The sequence below is a fragment of the Brucella sp. LJL56 genome, assembly GCF_054871705.1.
The window spans coordinates 69,191-86,110 of sequence record NZ_JBTXLQ010000008.1 but is presented as its reverse complement, the minus strand read 5'-3'; the positions used below and the strand labels follow the sequence as shown (position 1 = coordinate 86,110).

Genomic DNA, 16,920 nt, shown 5'->3' with positions numbered 1-16,920 from the left:
CTGTTGAGCCGGTGCAAGCCACTGGTGTTCCTGTTGGGCAGGTACTATATTGGCTCTCGGCGAACTGCGCTTCCCGACAGGTGTAACAGCATCCCCGGGGCCTTATTGATCTCTAAGGGAGCTGTCCCTGTGAAGGCTTGCGGGCTTTCGCATATGGCGCCCACCTACTTTGTAGGTTCCCGGGATCAATCACTACCATCGGTCGTCGTGGTCGCCACTTTCTTTCTTCAGGCTTTCGCAGGATAGTTAAGAGCTTGATCTGACGGACAATTTGTTCGTAAACATGCGTGAATCTCAACAGTTCGCGCTTTTTTATGACTTCTCCCCAATCAGCACCACCCGATTCATCTGAAAGACTGGCCGTCGCGATACCCATCGCATTCATCTACGGTCTTCTGCTTTATATCATGATCTGGTCGCGCCACTATGTGGATGCGATGCCTGTCATTGCGGGGTTGATGCTGCTGCCGATGGCTGTCGCCAGCCTTGCTTCCAGCCTCTCCGATCCCCGTGCCCAAAAGAGCCTGTGGCGGCATGTCCGCATGGGATGGGCTATCATCGCCGGGCTTGTCGTCACCAGCATGATCTTTTTCCATGAAGCTGGGATTTGCGTGGCCATGGCCGCTCCGTTCTTCATGGTGTTTTCGGCACTAGGGTCGGCTGTGACTTTGTGGATCATTCGGCAGTTTCGCTCGCGTCGCACAACGACGCTGGTGATCGCGCTGCCGCTACTCGTTCTGCCAGCCGAACTTCAAATGTCCTACAATCCGCATGATGGCGCTGTGACGACGGTGATCGAGATCGCGGCGGCGCCTGAAGTCGTCTGGCAGCAAACGGTTGAAATCCGCAATGTGCGCCCCGACGAGCTGTCGTGGACATTCAGCCATAGTATAATTGGCGTGCCGCAGCCGGTGGACGCAAGGCTGAATGGCGCAGGCATCGGCGCGGTGCGCGACTTGCAGTGGACACATGGTGTCAACTTTCAGGAAATCGTGACCCAGTGGGAAGAAAACCGGCTTCTGGCGTGGGATTTCCGCTTCGGCCCCGGTTCCATACCGCCCGAGGTGGAAGCGCATATCAAGGTCGACAGCACCTATCTGAAGCTTGCGCAGGGTGATTATCGTCTTGAACCGTTGGCGAATGGTCATACACGCCTGACGCTGACGACCCATTATCAGATCGCCACGCCGATCGACTTCTACTGTGATCTGTGGGGCAGACTGTTCCTGAATGACTTCCACGGCGTCGTCTTGAAGGTCATCCGCCACCGTTCAGAGGAGATCGCGCGCGGGATGAGCGGGATCACTTGACGGATCGGCTCAATGCGGTTCCACTGCATGATGAAACACGGCAGCAGGGAGTGGCTTGGAATGACGGCGACGGAGCGTAGCCCCGGTTTGGAAAAGCAGGAGCTTAGGCGCAAGATTCTGGCAGTTCGTGATGCGCTTGATCCCCGCTTTCATTATGAGGCTTCCCTGGCTGCAGCCAAAAAGGGTGAAGCCGCGATCGACGTTCCCAAAGGTACCTTGATTGCTGGTTATTGGCCGATCCGTTCCGAAATCGACCCGCGCCCGCTGTTGTCGGCCCTTCGTGCCAAAGGCGCGCGGCTCTGCCTCCCGGTTGTTCTGGACAAGGAAACGATTGCCTTTCGCGAATATCTGCCCGATGCCCGATTGCGGCAGACAGGTTTCGGCACGATGGGCCCTGGAGAAGATGCACCACTGGTTGACCCAGCGATCATGCTGATGCCGCTTGCGGGCTTTGACCGGCGCGGACATCGGCTTGGCTACGGTGCGGGACATTACGACCGCGCGCTGGCGCGTTTCACGGAGCGCGGCCTACAGCCGCTTCTGATCGGCATGGCCTTTGACTGCCAGGAGGTCGAGCGTGTGCCCGATGAGCCGCACGATATAGCTCTCGATCAGATACTGACCGAGAGCGGCTTGCGTTCGCTTGGCGCAGGTTTATAAGGCATTCTCATGAGATTGCTTTTTCTTGGTGATATGGTGGGCCGGTCGGGCCGCACCGCGGTATATGAAAAACTGCCGGGGCTGATTTCCGATCTGAAGCTGGACTTCGTCATCGTCAACGGCGAAAACGCCGCGGGCGGTTTTGGCATTACGGAAGAGATTTTCCACGATACCATTCGTGCTGGTGCCGACGTCGTCACGACCGGCAATCACGTATGGGATCAGCGCGAGGCTTTGGATTTCTCCAGGCGCGAGGATCGCTTTTTGCGCCCGGCAAATTTCCCGAAAGGGACGGCCGGAAAAGGCGAGGGGCTTTATATCGCCAAGAACGGCGCCCGCGTTCTGGTTTCGAACGTCATGGGCCGGGTGTTCATGCACCCCGATCTCAACGATCCGTTTATCGCGGCCGAGAAAATTCTGGAAGCCTGCCCGCTCGGCGAGCAAGCCGACGCGGTCTTTTTCGATTTCCACGCTGAAGCGACAAGCGAAAAGCAGTGTTTCGGTCACTTCGTTGATGGCCGCGCCAGCGCCGTTGTTGGAACACATACGCATGTCCCGACGGCAGACTGCCAGATACTGCGCAACGGCACAGCCTATATGTCCGATGCAGGCATGTGCGGTGATTACGATTCCTCGCTCGGCATGGACAAGGAAGAACCACTCAACCGTTTCCTGTCGAAGGTACCGAAAGGGCGCTTTGAGGCAGCCAACGGCCCTGCAACCGTCTGCGGTGTGGGTATAGAGATTTCAGACCGTACGGGGCTTGCCGAAAAGATTGCTCCTTTGCGCATCGGGCCGCATCTGGAAGAAACCATTCCGGAATTCTGGCGGTAACATCTTATTATGCTTTGAAGCATGATGTTATCTGTAATGGGCGAGCTATTGTCGGCTCTCAGCTTTCTGCCAGTTGAACGGACATTTCGCGTTCCTATCTCCTTGCAACGAGTTTTTTTGCAAGGGGACGCAGCTTAATGGAATTTTTCACCGAGTATCTGGGATTTCTTTCGACCCCCGCCGGTTGGGCGGCGCTGGTTACGCTGGTGACGATGGAAATCGTCCTCGGTATCGACAACCTGATCTTTATCTCGATCCTCACCAACAAGCTTCCCGCTTCGCAGCAGGCTCGCGCCCGGCGCATCGGTATCGGTGCGGCACTCATTCTGCGACTGGCGCTTCTTTTCACGATCTCGATCATCGTCCAGCTCAAGGACCCTATTTTCGAGGCATTCGGCCATGGCTTCTCCTGGCGTGATCTCATCCTGATTGCCGGCGGTCTGTTTCTTGTCTGGAAGGCGACCAAGGAAATCCACCACACGGTCGATCCCGATGACGGCAAGGAGAATATCGGCGGCAAAGTGGCCCAGCTCACCATGAGCGCCGCCATTGTTCAGATCCTTATCCTCGATCTGGTTTTCTCGGTCGACTCGATCATCACCGCCGTCGGCATGACCGACGAAATCGCTATCATGGTGATTGCCGTGGTCGCAGCCGTTACCGTCATGCTGCTTGCAGCCGATCCGTTGTCGCGGTTCATTGCGGCGAACCCAACCATCGTCATGCTGGCGCTGGGCTTCCTGCTGATGATCGGTATGACGTTGATTGCCGATGGTTTCGGCTTCCATGTGCCGAAGGGCTACATCTACGCCGCTATGGGTTTCTCGGCGCTGGTCGAGGCGCTCAACATGCTGGTTCGGCGAAAGCGCAAGAACCAGCAGTAAAAGCCGTATATAACAAGGCCGCCTGTCTCATGCCGAGTTGGGTGGCCTTGTTATTTTAACGCCGTGAAACTGGTCCGTTGTGGCAATTCTTGTACAGAGGTTCGACCATTCGCACCGCTCGCAGGCTTTGCGCAATGCGCCTTTTGCAAAAGCGCCCCGCATTACGACAAGCCGCTCCGTGTCGAGTTCAAAAGCCTTCTGCGTAGAAAGCGTCTGGCCGAGAAGTTCGCCCACAGCCTCCATTGCAAGTCGGTCACGCTCACGGATACTTGCTTCGTAACAATGGCAATCGCCCCCGCAGAGCAGGGGCGCGCATATGTCGTCCGGACCATCGACCAGAAGGATATCTTCCCCTTCGCTCAACCGCCCGGCAATCCTGTCGTAGTTTTCGACGAAAGCCGGGCTGTAGCCTTTGCCGACATAAGTCAGCATGCAAAGGAGATGATGGCCGCGCAGGCGTACTGTCACCTGTTTGATCAGGCCTTGTCGTCGCGGGCGATGGCCTTGAGGATCGCAGCACCAAGGGCCGACTTGATGAGAGCGCCGATGAGGAACGGCGTCACGCCGAAGGCAACGGCCTTTTCAACGCCGATGATGCTGGACAGCCAGGCTGCGCCAAGAGCAAGACAGACTGCATTGGCGGCAAGGAACGAAACGAAGGCGAGGCCGACGCGGTTACCGTTCCAGCCACGTTCGGCCAGGTAGCCAGTCAGGGCGGCGATAATCGGGAAAGATACAAGATAGCCTGCGGTCGGGCCTGCAAAATGCGGAAGACCACCGGCACCGCCTGCAAGAACCGGAAGGCCGAGCATGGCTTCGCCGAGCCAGGCCAGAATGGTGGCCATGCCGAGACGCCAGCCATAGAGCGCACCGATCAGCGGAACGATCAGGGTCTGCAGTGTGATCGGAACCGGAATCATCGGAACTTCAATCTGCGACGAGATGGCGAGAACCAGCGTGCCAAAGGCGACGGCGGCAAGGCGCATCGCAGGGGAACGGGATTCCAGATTGAGCGGGCTGAAGGATGGACGCGTCTGCGTGATGGTCGTCATGGCTTCCTCAAATTATAGATAAAATTCAAATTCGATCTATATCTTCTTAGCGTCCCTGACGATAAACGCAAGAGGTGGTGCAAACTGAACGGCATGTTGCTGTGGGAGTCACGCGCAGGATACCGATCTCGCAGCTTGGAATGCACGTGAATATTGAGAGCAGTGAAAACAGGAACGGTGCATTTGCGATGGCGTCAGCCGACAATCGCGAACGAATCGCGCGTCTTGCCCGACGCTGTCTTGACCGGGCGATGTCCGATCCATTGCACGTGCCGGGCGAGAATCGTAACCGCGCTTTCGACATCGTTCTGACGCAGCGCCCGCAATATGGCGCGATGGTCGTGATCGGTGCGGGTTTCCCATTCCGACCGCCATGTCGCGAAGAGAAACCGGGCGCTGGCAGCGTGGAGATCGTCGATGGCTGCAAGCAGACGCGGCATGTTGCACGGTTCGAGTATGAGCCGATGGAAGCGGCGGTTGGCGTCTTCCCAGCTTCTGACATCGCGTGATTTGTCGCCTTCCAGTGTGGCCTGTTCGGCGGCATCGAGCGTTGCTTGCGTGATGTGCGGCGCGGCATGACGCAGCGCCAGAACTTCCAAAGCGGCCCGCATCTCTGCCACTTCCTTGATCTCGCCGATGTCGAACGACGCAACCCGCACGCCGCGACGCGGTTCTGACACGGCAAGTCCCTGAGCCTCCAGCCGCCGGAAGGCTTCGCGGACCGGCACGTGGCTGGTCTCGAATTCTTCGGCAATGTGATCCTGTCGCAGTTTCGCACCGGGCTCGATTTCGCCTGCGATAATGCGGTCGGCGAGAATACGGCTGATGCGGGCTGCGATGGTTTCGCTTGGGGTGTTCTGGGCGGGCTGAATCATGAATTTATAGATAATCTGCTTTGCCTGACGGGTCGAGCGATATTGCTTTTATTGACAGAGAATCGATGTTGGCGGCGCTTTTGCTGGACGAATGAGCCTGAATTCCTTATAACGCCGCCATTCTGCACGGAAAGCACTGTGGCCCGCTTGCGGCCCTTCTCTGCTTGATCTCTGTTTCATGCGTGACGCTTTCTCCGTGCACAGCATTTTAAACAGAACAGGGGTGCCATGGCCGGCCATTCACAGTTTAAGAATATCATGCACCGCAAGGGCCGCCAGGATGCGGTGCGGTCGAAAATGTTTTCCAAGCTCGGGCGCGAAATCACCGTTGCGGCCAAGCAGGGTCTGCCTGATCCGACGATGAACCCGCGTCTGCGTCTGGCGATCCAGAACGCCAAGGCGCAGTCCATGCCAAAGGACAATATCGAGCGCGCCATCAAGAAGGCCGCAGGTAATGACGGCGAGAACTATGACGAAGTGCGTTATGAGGGCCGCGGCCCCGGTGGCGTATCGGTCATCGTCGAAGCGCTGACGGACAACCGCAACCGCACGGCATCGAATGTGCGCGCAGCCTTTACGAAGTCGGGCGGTGCACTGGGCGAAACCGGTTCGGTGTCCTTCATGTTCGACCGGGTTGGCGAGATCGTCTACAAGACCTCCGTCGGCGACGCTGACAAGGTGATGGAGGCAGCTATCGAAGCTGGTGCCGACGACGTTCAGTCCGGTGAGGAAGAACACGTCATCATCTGCGCTTTTGAAGATATTGGCGAAGTGTCGAAGGCTCTGGAAGCTGCTCTCGGTGAGGCCGAATCGATCAAGACGATCTGGAAGCCGCAGACCAATACCGAACTGGACGAGGAAAAGGCGCGTTCCGTTCTCAAGCTCCTCAATACGCTTGAAGACGATGACGACGTGCAGAACGTCTACACGAACTTTGAAGTCAGCGACGAAGTCATGGAAAAACTGAGCGCCTGATTTGGTTCTTGGAGTTAGAGCGCGTTTCGATCTGATTGAATCAGATCGGCGCTCTAATCATTTGTTTTGACGCGCACCTTATCCGAAAACCGTTTCACACTTTTCGGGATGCGCTCTAACTCTGAAAAATCCCGGCTTTGTCCGGGATTTTTTGTGTCTCGTCGAGTAGGAAATCAGACAATAAAAAACCCCGCCGAAGCGGGGCTTTCCAACCAAATTCAATATCGAATTAGATACCGAGATTGCCAAAACGGCTCTTGAATTTCGTAACGCGACCGCCGCGATCGAGCAAGGTCTGCGAACCGCCCGTCCAAGCCGGATGGGTGGTCGGGTCGATATCGAGGTTCATCGTATCGCCTTCCTTGCCCCAGGTCGAACGGGTCGTGTATTCGGTGCCATCGGTCATCACGACCTTGATGGTGTGGTAGTCGGGATGGATATTGGCTTGCATCTTCTCAATCCTGAAAGTCTGGGGAGAAAAGCGTAGCTTTGACTATCAAAACTGCGGCACTTTCGCCCAATGGCAGATATGAAGACCCATTACCTACAGGCAACGGCTTCCAAAAGGGTTGGCGAGCCTATACATCAGGCGCACGGCAATAACAAGGGCGCAATCATAAGAATGGCCGACCGAGATACTGAAATTGATATGAATCACGAATTGACTGCAGAAGAAAGTCGCAAACGTCGCAGGCTGACACCTTTGAAGAGAGTGATGCCGTTTCTGGCACCCTATAAGGGGCTGGTCGCGGGCGCGCTTTTCTCGCTGGTTCTGGCGGCGATGACGACCCTTGCGGTACCTGTCGCGCTGCGTCGCATGATTGATCATGGCTTTACCGGTTCGAACGCCATCTTCGTCAATAATTACTTCGGCATGCTGGTGATGCTGGCGCTGGTACTCGCGCTGGCATCGGGTCTTCGCTATTTCTTTGTGATCTCGCTTGGCGAGCGGGTGGTGGCTGATCTCCGCAATGCGGTCTTTTCGCATGTGACGGCACTTTCGCCGGAATTCTTCGACCGGTCGCAGTCAGGCGAAATCGTTTCACGCCTGTCTTCGGACACGACACAGATCAAGTCGGTGGTCGGTGCCACGGCCTCTGTGGCGCTGCGCAACATGATTCTGGGTGTTGGCGCGCTGGCGATGATGGTTGTGACGAGCCCGAAACTTTCCGCGCTGGTTATCGCCGCTATCCCGATCATTGTCGTGCCGCTGATCGCCTTTGGGCGCTCCGTGCGTCGCCGTTCCCGCATGACACAGGACATGCTTGCTCGTGCAAATGCCTATGCCAGTGAACAGATTGGTGCAATGCGCACACTGCAGGCCTTCACCAACGAGAACATGGTGGTTGGGCGATTTGGTCATGCGGTGGAAAAGGCCTTTCAGGCGGCGCGTTCCTCCATTCAGGCGCGTGCAGTCCTGACGGCTTTCGCCATTTTCCTTATTTTCTCCAGCATTGTGGCCGTGCTCTGGTTCGGTTCGCGCGATGTGCTGGCGGGTACGATGACGGCCGGTACGCTGGGTCAGTTCGTGCTTTATGCGGTGTTCGCTGGCAGTTCCTTCGGCGCCTTGTCGGAAGTGGGGGGTGAGCTTGCGCAAGCGGCGGGTGCGACGGAACGGCTTGTCGAAATTCTGGACGAGCAGCCGGGCATTGCCGCGCCAGCCAGACCAGTTGCCATGCCAATGCCGCCGCGCGGCGAGATCGTGTTCGATTCCGTGCATTTTTCCTATCCGACACGACCGGATGCACCGTCGCTCAACGGCGTCAGCTTCACTGTGAAGCCGGGCGAGACGGTTGCGATTGTTGGTCCCTCGGGTGCTGGTAAGAGCACCATCTTTGCGCTGGTCATGCGCTATTACGACCCGCAGTCCGGCAAAATCCTGATCGACGGTGTGGCCTTGCCCGATGCAGATCCCCAGGCCGTTCGCGCGCGCATCTCGACCGTGCCGCAGGATGTTGCGATTTTCGCCACCAGCATACGCGAGAATATAGCCTTCGGCAGGCCGGGAGCGAGTGACGAAGAGATCGTAGCGGCGGCAAAAGCGGCTCTTGCGCATGATTTCATCATGGCGCTCGACAAGGGCTACGACACGGAAGTTGGCGAACGCGGCGTAACGCTTTCAGGCGGTCAACGCCAGCGCATTGCCATTGCGCGGGCAATTTTGCGTGCTGCGCCCATCCTGCTCCTCGACGAAGCCACATCAGCGCTCGACGCCGAAAGCGAGATGCTTGTGCAAAAGGCTCTGGACGGTTTGATGGCCGATCGCACGACGCTTGTGGTCGCGCACCGGCTTGCGACCGTGCTCAAGGCCGACCGCATTCTGGTACTCGACCAGGGCCATATTGTCGAAGAGGGCACACATCAAAGCCTTGTCGAGAAGGGCGGTATCTATGCCCGCCTCGCCAAGCTGCAATTTGAGGCAGGTGCAGGAGCCTTCTCTGCCAAATGAACGGGGAGGGCGTTGTCCTCTCGCTAGAGCATTTCCAACAAAAGTGCGAAGCGGTTTTGCGTAGGATAATGCGTAAAAACAAAAGGATAGAGCGGTTCTACTGATTCCGTTTTAACTGGAACCGCTCTATCTCCGTTAACGTTTTATCTCTCGGTCAGCTTCAGCTCGATGCGGCGGTTTTTGGCGCGGGCATCAGCAGTGTCGGAGGCGTCGAGCGGCTGATATTCCCCGAAGCCTGCCGCTACGAGTCGGTTGGCCGGGACGCCATTGGCGATCAGGAATTTGACCACGGCGGTTGCGCGGGCCGATGAAAGCTCCCAATTGTCGCGGAAACGTCCAGTGCCGGCCAGAGGCACATTGTCCGTGTGGCCGTCAACGCGCAGCACCCAGTTGATGTCATCCGGGATTTCCTGATTGAGCTGGTTTACCGCATCGGCAAGTTTCTTCATCTCGTCCTGACCGGCTGGATTGATATCTGCCGAACCAGTCGGAAAAAGAACTTCCGACTGAAAGACGAAACGGTCACCGACTATGCGAATATTTTCCTTGTCTGATAGGATTTCACGCAAGCGCCCGAAAAAATCGGAACGGTAGCGGTTCAGCTCCTGCACGCGCTGGGCCAGCGCGACATTCAGGCGGCGGCCGAGATCGGCGATCTTGGCGTTCGATTCGCGGTCGCGGCTTTCGGAAGCATTGAGCGCATCTTCAAGCGCCGCGATCTGGCGGCGAAGAGCCGAAATCTGCTGGTTCAGCAACTCCACCTGACTGAGTGCGCGGGCGCTGACCTGCTTTTCGGTATCGAGGCTCTCGGACAGTTCACCAGCGCGCTTTTCGGCTGCCGCACCTGCGCCGCTGCCTTCGTTCAAAAGGCTTTGCAGACGCGAACGCTCATTTTCCGCGCTGGACAGCGAAGCCTGCAGATTGGCGATGGTATCCTGCATATCCTGTGAGTTGCTGCGCTCCAGCGACAGGAGCTGGGTGAGCTCCTGAATCTGGCTGTTGAGGCGCGCAAGCACGCTGTCCTTGTTGTTCACCTCACGGCTGAGCAGGAACTGCGCCAGCACGAAGACGGTGAGCAGGAACATGATAGCGAGCAACAGCGTCGTCAGGGCGTCGACAAAGCCGGGCCAATAATCGACGTGCCTTTGGGTACGGCGGTTGCGGGCGAGGGACATGGCGGCTTACTCCACCTTGTCCGTGCGATCGGATTTGCGGTCATGCGAGCGCTCGCCGATAGCCTTGGTGAGACGATCGAGTGTCTGGCGGATGGCCTTCTGCTCATCGGCCTGCTTTTCCACCCAGTCACGCATGATCTGCTGTTCGCTGCGCATGTTCTTGACGAGGCCCTGTATGCCTTCCGCGAGGTTGGCAAGCGCTGCCGTGGTGCGCTGAGTGGAGGCATCGCCGCCATGCAGGTTCTGCAGCCGATCGGCCAGGACGCGGATTTCTTCCGTGCCGCCGCTCTGGTCGGCGCCAACATCGGAACCAAGATCGGTAACAGAGGAAAGCCAGTTTTCCAGTTCCGTATAGAACCGGTTTTGCGCGCGGCCTGCCTGAAGATCGAGGAAACCGAGAATGAGCGAGCCGGAAAGGCCGAACAGGGAAGACGAGAAAGCAGTACCCATGCCGGAAAGCGGAGCCTGAAGCCCGGCTTTCAATGCATCGAGAACGTCGCCGGTACTGCCCGAACTGGGGTCGAGCGTCTGGATGGTGCGCCCGATGGAGCCGACCGTTTCCAGAAGGCCCCAGAAGGTGCCGAGAAGACCGAGAAAGACCAGAAGCCCGATCAGGTAGCGCGATATATCGCGGCTTTCATCAAGGCGTGTCGCTATCGAATCGAGAATAGAGCGCATGGACACGGTGGAAAGCGCCATCGACTGGCGGCGACCGATCAGTGCACGCATCGGTGCAAGCAACACAGGCGGACGTGTGGTGCCGTCGCGGTCACCGTCGCGAAAGGAATTGACCCAGCGGATTTCCGGCAGAAGCCGCAGCACCTGTCCGAAGGCGAGCAGGATGCCGACCAGCAGAACACCGAGAATAAGCCCGTTGAGACCGGGATTGGTGATGAAGAAAGTGTGGATCTGTCGCATCAGGATCGCTGCCAGAAAGGCCACGATAATGATGAAGATCACCATGGAGAGAATGACGATGCGCGGGCTTGACAGGCGGTAAGGGTCGAAATCGCGCCCCTCATCCAGACGTTCCCGGGAAAGTCTCAAATCGCTCATGCGCTGCGCTCCATGGTCGCGTGTTTGAACAGGAGCCTACTTCATTAATTCGTGAAGCGGAATCGTCTGGATACGAAAAAATGAAGGCAAAAATGCTTCAGCGCGTCGCTTTTGCACGACGCGCTGATTTGAAAAGTCGGTAATGCCTGAATAAGAGCGTCCACCGAAAAGTGTGGAACGTCTACACAGAGAAATCAGTCCACTGGACCGATTTCAAACCCTGCTTCGATCAGATCGGCTTCTTGATCGTCTTGAGAAGCGCACCGTGAATGGCCTCGTTTCCGGCAACGATCGTCTGATTGGCGAACATATCCTGTCCGCCATTCTTGTCCGAGACGAAACCACCGGCCTCACGTATCATCAGGATGCCCGCACCAAGATCCCAGGGATGCATGCCGTCTTCCCAGAAGCCGTCCAGACGACCGCCTGCAACATAGGCGAGATCAAGCGCGACAGCGCCCATGCGACGAATGCCTGCGGTTTCGGCCATGACATTGCGCAGTTCGACCAGATAATGGCCGTGCTGGCCGCGGCCCAGATGCGGGATGCCGGTGCCGATGACAGAATCGACCAGCTTGTTACGCGATGCAACGCGCAGGCGGCGATCATTAAGGAATGCGCCGCCACCGCGTTCTGCAGTGTAAAGCTCGTCCATGGCCGGATTGTAGATGACGCCGGCGACGATCTGTCCCTGACGTTCCAGAGCTATGGAGACAGCAAAAACAGGGATGCCGTGCAGGAAATTCGTGGTGCCGTCGAGCGGATCGACCAGCCAGCGGTGCTGTCCGTCCTTGGCTTCAACCTCGCCGGATTCTTCCATCAGGAAGCCGTAATCCGGGCGGGCGCGGCTCAATTCCGTGTAGACGATCTTTTCGGCGCGGCGGTCCGCCTGGCTGACGTAGTCGCCGGGGCCCTTGAGAGAAACCTGAAGATTCTGGACTTCGCCAAAATCACGAGCGAGGCTGCGGCCGGCCTTCATAGCGGCCTGGACCATAACGTTGAGAAGGGCTGAGCGGGCCATTTCATTGTCCTTGTAAGCACGATCCCGAAGCGTGGATTTTTAAGGGGATCACGCAGTTAGTTATAAACAGAAGGTCGAACATCCAGCCAGAAACATGTTTGGTACCATGTTCGGCGGATGGTCGAGGAATTGAGCGATCTGAGAAAGAACGGTCGCAATCTTTGCGACATGCGGCGTCCGTGGACGCCGCAGATAGTGTGCAGATCAGGCGCGGCTGACGTAGGTCAGTTCGTTGGTGTCGACGATCACGCGTTCACCGGATGCAATGAACGGCGGAACCAGGATACGGATACCGTTTTCAAGCACAGCCGGCTTGTAGGACGAGGCAGCGGTCTGACCCTTTACGACCGGATCGGCTTCGGTAATGGCAAGCGTGACCTGATCCGGCAGGCGGATACCGATCGGCTTTTCTTCGTAAAGTTCGACGGTGACCATCATGCCGTCCTGCAGGAAAGCTGCGCGGTCGCCGACGAAATCCTTGGCCAGCTCAAGCTGTTCGTAGGATTCGGTGTCCATGAAGATCAACGCTTCACCCTGTTCGTAAAGGAACGAGAAATCCTTCTGTTCCAGACGAACGCGCTCGACTGTTTCAGCGGCGCGGAAACGTTCGTTGAGCTTGGTGCCGGTGATGAGGTTCTTCAGTTCAACCTGATTGTAGGCGCCGCCCTTGCCAGGCTTGACGGCATTGGTCTTGACCGCAACCCACAGGCCGCCAGCATGTTCGATGACATTGCCGGGACGGATTTCGTTACCATTGATCTTCATGAGCTTGATCCGGAATGAAAATGTGAAACCATGTGTGGTCCGACCTACGACGACGAAAAGGCAACCGTCCGGCTTCATTCCGGAGATTGCGCACCTGCCTTATACTCGAACCACGATAATCGGCGTCTCAAGACCATAAAACAACGCTCTGCGCAAGCCTGAGCACGAAAAGAGAGCCGGTCCAGCCATAAAATTCGCCCGAAAATCAGCGAACGCGCAGATTATTGGCGGTTTCTATGGCCTGCTTGATCTGGTCGTCAGCCAGTCCGTCCATCATGTCATTGAGGTCAGGCGAGCGGAAACCGGCCCGCTGGGCAACGATATACCAGGCCGCTGCCTTGACGAGATCGCCATCGGTGCCGATGCCGTCGCGATAGAGACGGGCGAGCCATACCTGCGCCATGACCATACCGCGCTGCGCACCAAGGCGCATCCAGCCGAAGCCCTGTTCGTAATCGCGGTCGCCACCGCGCCCTTCGATCAGCCAGCGGCCCAGATCGAACTGCGCTGTATCGTAACCCTGTGCGGCTGCAAGGAGCAGATAGACGCGCGCCCTCTTGTCATCGCGGGGGATGGTGGGGGTGCCATTGGCGTAAATCTGGCTGAGTGCATATTGTCCATCCGCCAGCTTCGCTTCGGCTGCCTTCTCGAACCATGGGAAGGCGAGATCAATACCTGGCTTGCCCGGCGTCTTCACCATCAACATCTGGCCGTAGTTGAACTGTGCCATGGCATTGCCGCCTTCAGCAGCTTTCTGCATCAGTTTTTCGGCCTCGGCGGGATCCTTCTTGACATAGGCGCCTTGAAGCAGAAGCGCCGCATAGCGGAATTGCGCTTCGATAACACCGTTATTGGCTGCTTTTTCGTACCATTTGGCCGCCAGTTTCTGATTGGCGGGAATGCCAAGGCCACGCGCGTAAATTTCCGCAATGAGTGCCTGCGAAGCGGCGTCGCCCTTTTCAGCCTGCGGCTTGGCAAGGTTGAAGGCAGTCAGATAAAGCCCGCGCTGAAACGCGCCAAAAGCCTCGTCCGCCGGCTTGTCGCCGAAGCGGCTCTGATCGATGGGCGGCATCGGCTCCGTGGTTGCCGGTTGCGGCAACATCGCCGGCTTGGCCGGTTTATCGGCCTTCTTGTCCTGATGGCTGTTCTTCTGACCGTGCACCGGCTCGCCCGCAGCCAGAGCGGGCAGGGTGGGCAGTGCGAATGTCAAAGCAGCAGCGAGAAGAAATTTGCTCTTCATGGGCATCAGCAAGACCTTGATGAAGGGGTCAGTTTTCAAAGCGTGGCGCGTTCTCATCGAGAAGCCGGTTGGCTTCCGCAACGGCCTTCGCAGGGTCTTCGGCGTCGAAGACGGCGCGTCCGAGCGCGACGAAATCCGCGCCGGTTTCGGCTGCGGGAATAATGCTTTCCAGCGAGGCTCCGGCCTGCGCGATGCTTGGGATTTCCACCATCTGCGCCCACCATTCGGCCAGCGACAGGTTTCGCGGATGGGCATCCGGCTTGTTGTCGGCGCCGATCTTGCCGAAGAAAACGTAGTCGGGCTGCAATTCGCCGATTTCCATCGCGCTGTGGCGGTCGCGGAAGTTTCCGGTGCCGACGATCATCTTTGGCGTGTGTTTTTCAATGGCGTCTGCCAGATCGGCAGGTTTGCCCTCAATGTGAATGCCGTCAGCCCCGACGCGACCTGCGATGCGCGTATCATTCAGGATAAGCGCGGCGGCGCCGTTTTCCTGAATGATGGGGACGGCCTTTTCGGCTGTGGCCTGAAAGGTGGCTTCGTCGAGGTCGCCGGTGTCGAGGATGACACTTGCAACATCGCCGCCCGAGAGCGCAGCCGTCAAAAGCTTTGCGAGAGCCGCGCCGTCGGCAAGCGGAGGCGCAACCAGCACGATGCGGCAGCGTTCGGTTTCAGTCTTGTGAGCGGGCGTGTTCATGAGCCAAGCCTAACGGGATAAACGTGATGGAATTCGGGCAATAGAAGCATTGTGTTTACCGGAAACGGAAGCAGCGCTCTATCTATTTGTTTTGCCGCATTTATGCGAGGCGACCGGGCTTCGGCAAGTATTCATTGGCGAAACACTCTCAGGCTCACATCTGTCCGGGCTGGCATAATGTTATCCACTGGAACGAAAGTTGATCGGAACCAACCCGGTTCTGCCGGGATTAAAGCGTATATAACTCGCACCGATAACGGGCACTGAACGCCCCGGAAAAACGTGTGAAACTGTTCCGGACACCCATCTGGAATGACACGAAGAAGATTGGAACGCCCCGCAATCCCAAGTGCAGGTGCTTCCTTCAAAGATAGGCAGGCTGGTAAATGAACATTGCGACCGCTAGAGAAGCGATGCCCGCACAACCGACGAAAATGCGTGATACACGCATTGACGTGTTCCGTGCGCTCGCGCTGCTAACGATCTTCATCAACCATGTGCCCGGCACGATCTACGAGCATTTCACGCACAAGAATCTCGGCTTCTCCGATTCGGCTGAAGCTTTCGTGCTGATTTCCGGCATGGCCGTGGCGCTTGCCTATGGATCGAAGTTCGCCCCCGGCAACCGTCTGCTGCTGACGTTCAAAATGTGGCGCCGCGCCGGTGTGCTCTATACCACGCACATCATGACGACCATGGCGACCATCGCCATTTTCGCTGCCGCTGCCATCTTCCTCAAGCGCTCGGAACTCCTGACGCAGATCAACATTGCTCCGCTGGTCAAGCATCCGGTCGAGGCGCTGTTCGGCATCGTCACAATGGGTCACCAGCTCGGCTATAACAACATCCTGTCGATGTATGCCGTGATGTTGGTTCTCACGCCGATCCTGCTCCTGCTGGCGCGCATCAGCCTGCCGCTCATGCTCGGTGTTTCCGGTACGGTCTGGTTCCTGTCCGGTCTGTATCACGTCGCGCCGGTCAATTATCCGACCGAAGGCGTCTGGTTCCTCAACCCGCTGTCGTGGCAGTTCCTGTTTGCGATCGGCATAGCAGGCGTAATGCATGTGCGTCGCGGTGGCGAGTTGCCGAAGCATCCGCTGCTGATCGGTCTTGCCGTCGGCTATCTGGTGCTGGCGCTCGCCTGGGTCCGTATCCCGCTCTGGGGTATCGATGCATCGATGGGGATGCCGATGATTGTGACCGGCTTCGACAAGACGTTCCTGTCGGGTCCACGCCTGCTGCACGTGCTGGCGATTGCCTATCTCATTGCCGTCGTCCCGACGCTGAACAACATCGCCCGGACTGCGCCGGATAATCCACTGGCCATTCTCGGCAAGCATTCGCTGCCGGTCTTCATTGCCGGCACGCTGCTGGCGATGGTCGCTCAGGTGATGAAGCTCGTGAATCCGGGCGGCCTGCCTTACGACACGCTGCTGATCGCAACCGGCATCGTTATGCAGTTTGCGCTGGCTTATTATCTTGAGTGGCTGCCAACCATCGGTTGGAACAAGAAGGGCTCCGTTGCTTCGGCAAAGCCCGCCGTTCCAGCTGCCGAACCCGTCAAGATGCAGGTTGCCCCAAGCTCAAAGCCGGCGATGCAGCGCTACTGACACTTAACGATCGGCCGCATCGGACCAGTTCCGAGGCGGCTTTTCTTTGGGTGAAAAGCGCCGGAATGCGCGAGATTATCCACAGCGCTGCGCGGAAATTAACCATTCATTAATCTTAAGAATGTTAAATGGTTTACATCCAGTTCGGCTGGATTCTTACCGAGTGGTTTAGCCACTCTGTTTGACGCCTCCCTGTTAAACTCCTGAGAGCCGCCATTGCGGCTCTTTTTTTATGCGCTTTTTGCTGCGCACCGGGAAAATATTGATCTCGCATGCAGGGGCGGAACGGAACGACTGCCCATCCGTTCTATTTGAAGGCT

Annotated in this window: 17 protein-coding genes and 1 other RNA gene; 8 read left to right on the top strand and 10 right to left on the bottom strand. The window is 57.5% G+C overall.

Features of this window, described 5'->3' with window-relative positions:
* Positions 1-58 precede the first annotated feature (58 nt).
* The 5 genes from ssrS to ACYSN1_RS18680 all read left to right on the top strand — a co-directional run bounded on the left by ssrS (position 59) and on the right by ACYSN1_RS18680 (position 3,688).
* A non-coding RNA gene (gene ssrS, locus ACYSN1_RS18700) (6S RNA) lies at positions 59-217 on the top strand.
* 97 nt (positions 218-314) lie between these two features.
* The gene (locus ACYSN1_RS18695) at positions 315-1,310 is read left to right on the top strand and encodes an SRPBCC family protein (RefSeq protein ID WP_461727055.1); all 996 of its coding nucleotides are present in this window, start codon (positions 315-317) and stop codon (positions 1,308-1,310) included.
* Between the two features lie 60 nt (positions 1,311-1,370).
* Positions 1,371-1,970 carry a 5-formyltetrahydrofolate cyclo-ligase gene (locus ACYSN1_RS18690; RefSeq protein ID WP_461727054.1) on the top strand — a complete coding sequence of 200 codons (600 nt, stop codon included), beginning with the start codon at positions 1,371-1,373 and terminating at the stop codon, positions 1,968-1,970.
* Positions 1,971-1,979: 9 nt separating this feature from the next.
* Positions 1,980-2,804 carry a TIGR00282 family metallophosphoesterase gene (locus ACYSN1_RS18685; protein ID WP_461727053.1) on the top strand — a complete coding sequence of 275 codons (825 nt, stop codon included), beginning with the start codon at positions 1,980-1,982 and terminating at the stop codon, positions 2,802-2,804.
* A 137-nt stretch (positions 2,805-2,941) separates the two neighbouring features.
* A complete protein-coding gene (locus ACYSN1_RS18680; protein WP_461727052.1) occupies positions 2,942-3,688 on the top strand; it encodes a TerC family protein in 747 nt (248 codons plus the stop codon).
* Positions 3,689-3,715: 27 nt separating this feature from the next.
* Here the strand turns inward: ACYSN1_RS18680 and ACYSN1_RS18675 are convergent, their stop codons facing one another.
* The 3 genes from ACYSN1_RS18675 to ACYSN1_RS18665 form a co-directional block, all read right to left on the bottom strand.
* Positions 3,716-4,156 (bottom strand): DUF1284 domain-containing protein, encoded by a 441-nt coding sequence (locus ACYSN1_RS18675; protein ID WP_461727051.1) that lies wholly within the window; start codon positions 4,154-4,156, stop codon positions 3,716-3,718.
* An 8-nt stretch (positions 4,157-4,164) separates the two neighbouring features.
* Positions 4,165-4,740 carry a biotin transporter BioY gene (locus ACYSN1_RS18670; protein ID WP_461727050.1) on the bottom strand — a complete coding sequence of 192 codons (576 nt, stop codon included), beginning with the start codon at positions 4,738-4,740 and terminating at the stop codon, positions 4,165-4,167.
* A gap of 194 nt (positions 4,741-4,934) precedes the next feature.
* Complete coding sequence (locus tag ACYSN1_RS18665; RefSeq protein WP_140021948.1) at positions 4,935-5,615, bottom strand: GntR family transcriptional regulator; 681 nt, start codon at positions 5,613-5,615, stop codon at positions 4,935-4,937.
* A 228-nt stretch (positions 5,616-5,843) separates the two neighbouring features.
* On the opposite strand from ACYSN1_RS18665, the gene ACYSN1_RS18660 reads away from it, so the two are divergent.
* Positions 5,844-6,590, top strand: a complete 747-nt coding sequence (locus ACYSN1_RS18660; RefSeq protein ID WP_461727049.1) for a YebC/PmpR family DNA-binding transcriptional regulator — start codon at positions 5,844-5,846, stop codon at positions 6,588-6,590.
* A gap of 229 nt (positions 6,591-6,819) precedes the next feature.
* On the opposite strand, the gene rpmE is transcribed toward ACYSN1_RS18660, so the two are convergent.
* A complete protein-coding gene (gene rpmE / locus ACYSN1_RS18655) occupies positions 6,820-7,041 on the bottom strand; it encodes a 50S ribosomal protein L31 (RefSeq protein ID WP_105542665.1) in 222 nt (73 codons plus the stop codon).
* Positions 7,042-7,110: 69 nt separating this feature from the next.
* Here rpmE and ACYSN1_RS18650 point away from each other — a divergent pair, with 69 nt between their 5' ends.
* Positions 7,111-9,039: an ABC transporter transmembrane domain-containing protein gene (locus ACYSN1_RS18650; RefSeq protein ID WP_461727048.1), complete on the top strand. Its 1,929-nt coding sequence runs from the start codon at positions 7,111-7,113 to the stop codon at positions 9,037-9,039.
* A 143-nt stretch (positions 9,040-9,182) separates the two neighbouring features.
* Here the strand turns inward: ACYSN1_RS18650 and ACYSN1_RS18645 are convergent, their stop codons facing one another.
* From ACYSN1_RS18645 to ACYSN1_RS18620, 6 genes are all read right to left on the bottom strand, one after another.
* Positions 9,183-10,214, bottom strand: a complete 1,032-nt coding sequence (locus ACYSN1_RS18645; RefSeq protein ID WP_461727047.1) for a peptidoglycan -binding protein — start codon at positions 10,212-10,214, stop codon at positions 9,183-9,185.
* Positions 10,215-10,220: 6 nt separating this feature from the next.
* Complete coding sequence (locus tag ACYSN1_RS18640) at positions 10,221-11,270, bottom strand: flagellar motor protein MotA (RefSeq protein ID WP_461727046.1); 1,050 nt, start codon at positions 11,268-11,270, stop codon at positions 10,221-10,223.
* A gap of 229 nt (positions 11,271-11,499) precedes the next feature.
* Entirely contained in the window at positions 11,500-12,291 is a 792-nt protein-coding gene (locus ACYSN1_RS18635; RefSeq protein WP_461727045.1) for an inositol monophosphatase family protein, read from the bottom strand.
* Positions 12,292-12,495: 204 nt separating this feature from the next.
* Entirely contained in the window at positions 12,496-13,056 is a 561-nt protein-coding gene (efp, locus tag ACYSN1_RS18630) for an elongation factor P (RefSeq protein WP_140021942.1), read from the bottom strand.
* A 205-nt stretch (positions 13,057-13,261) separates the two neighbouring features.
* The gene (locus ACYSN1_RS18625; protein ID WP_461727044.1) at positions 13,262-14,296 is read right to left on the bottom strand and encodes a tetratricopeptide repeat protein; all 1,035 of its coding nucleotides are present in this window, start codon (positions 14,294-14,296) and stop codon (positions 13,262-13,264) included.
* A 28-nt stretch (positions 14,297-14,324) separates the two neighbouring features.
* Positions 14,325-14,990 (bottom strand): thiamine phosphate synthase, encoded by a 666-nt coding sequence (locus tag ACYSN1_RS18620; protein ID WP_461727043.1) that lies wholly within the window; start codon positions 14,988-14,990, stop codon positions 14,325-14,327.
* Between the two features lie 386 nt (positions 14,991-15,376).
* Here ACYSN1_RS18620 and ACYSN1_RS18615 point away from each other — a divergent pair, with 386 nt between their 5' ends.
* Complete coding sequence (locus ACYSN1_RS18615; RefSeq protein WP_461727042.1) at positions 15,377-16,600, top strand: OpgC family protein; 1,224 nt, start codon at positions 15,377-15,379, stop codon at positions 16,598-16,600.
* The last annotated feature ends 320 nt before the right edge of the window (positions 16,601-16,920 follow it).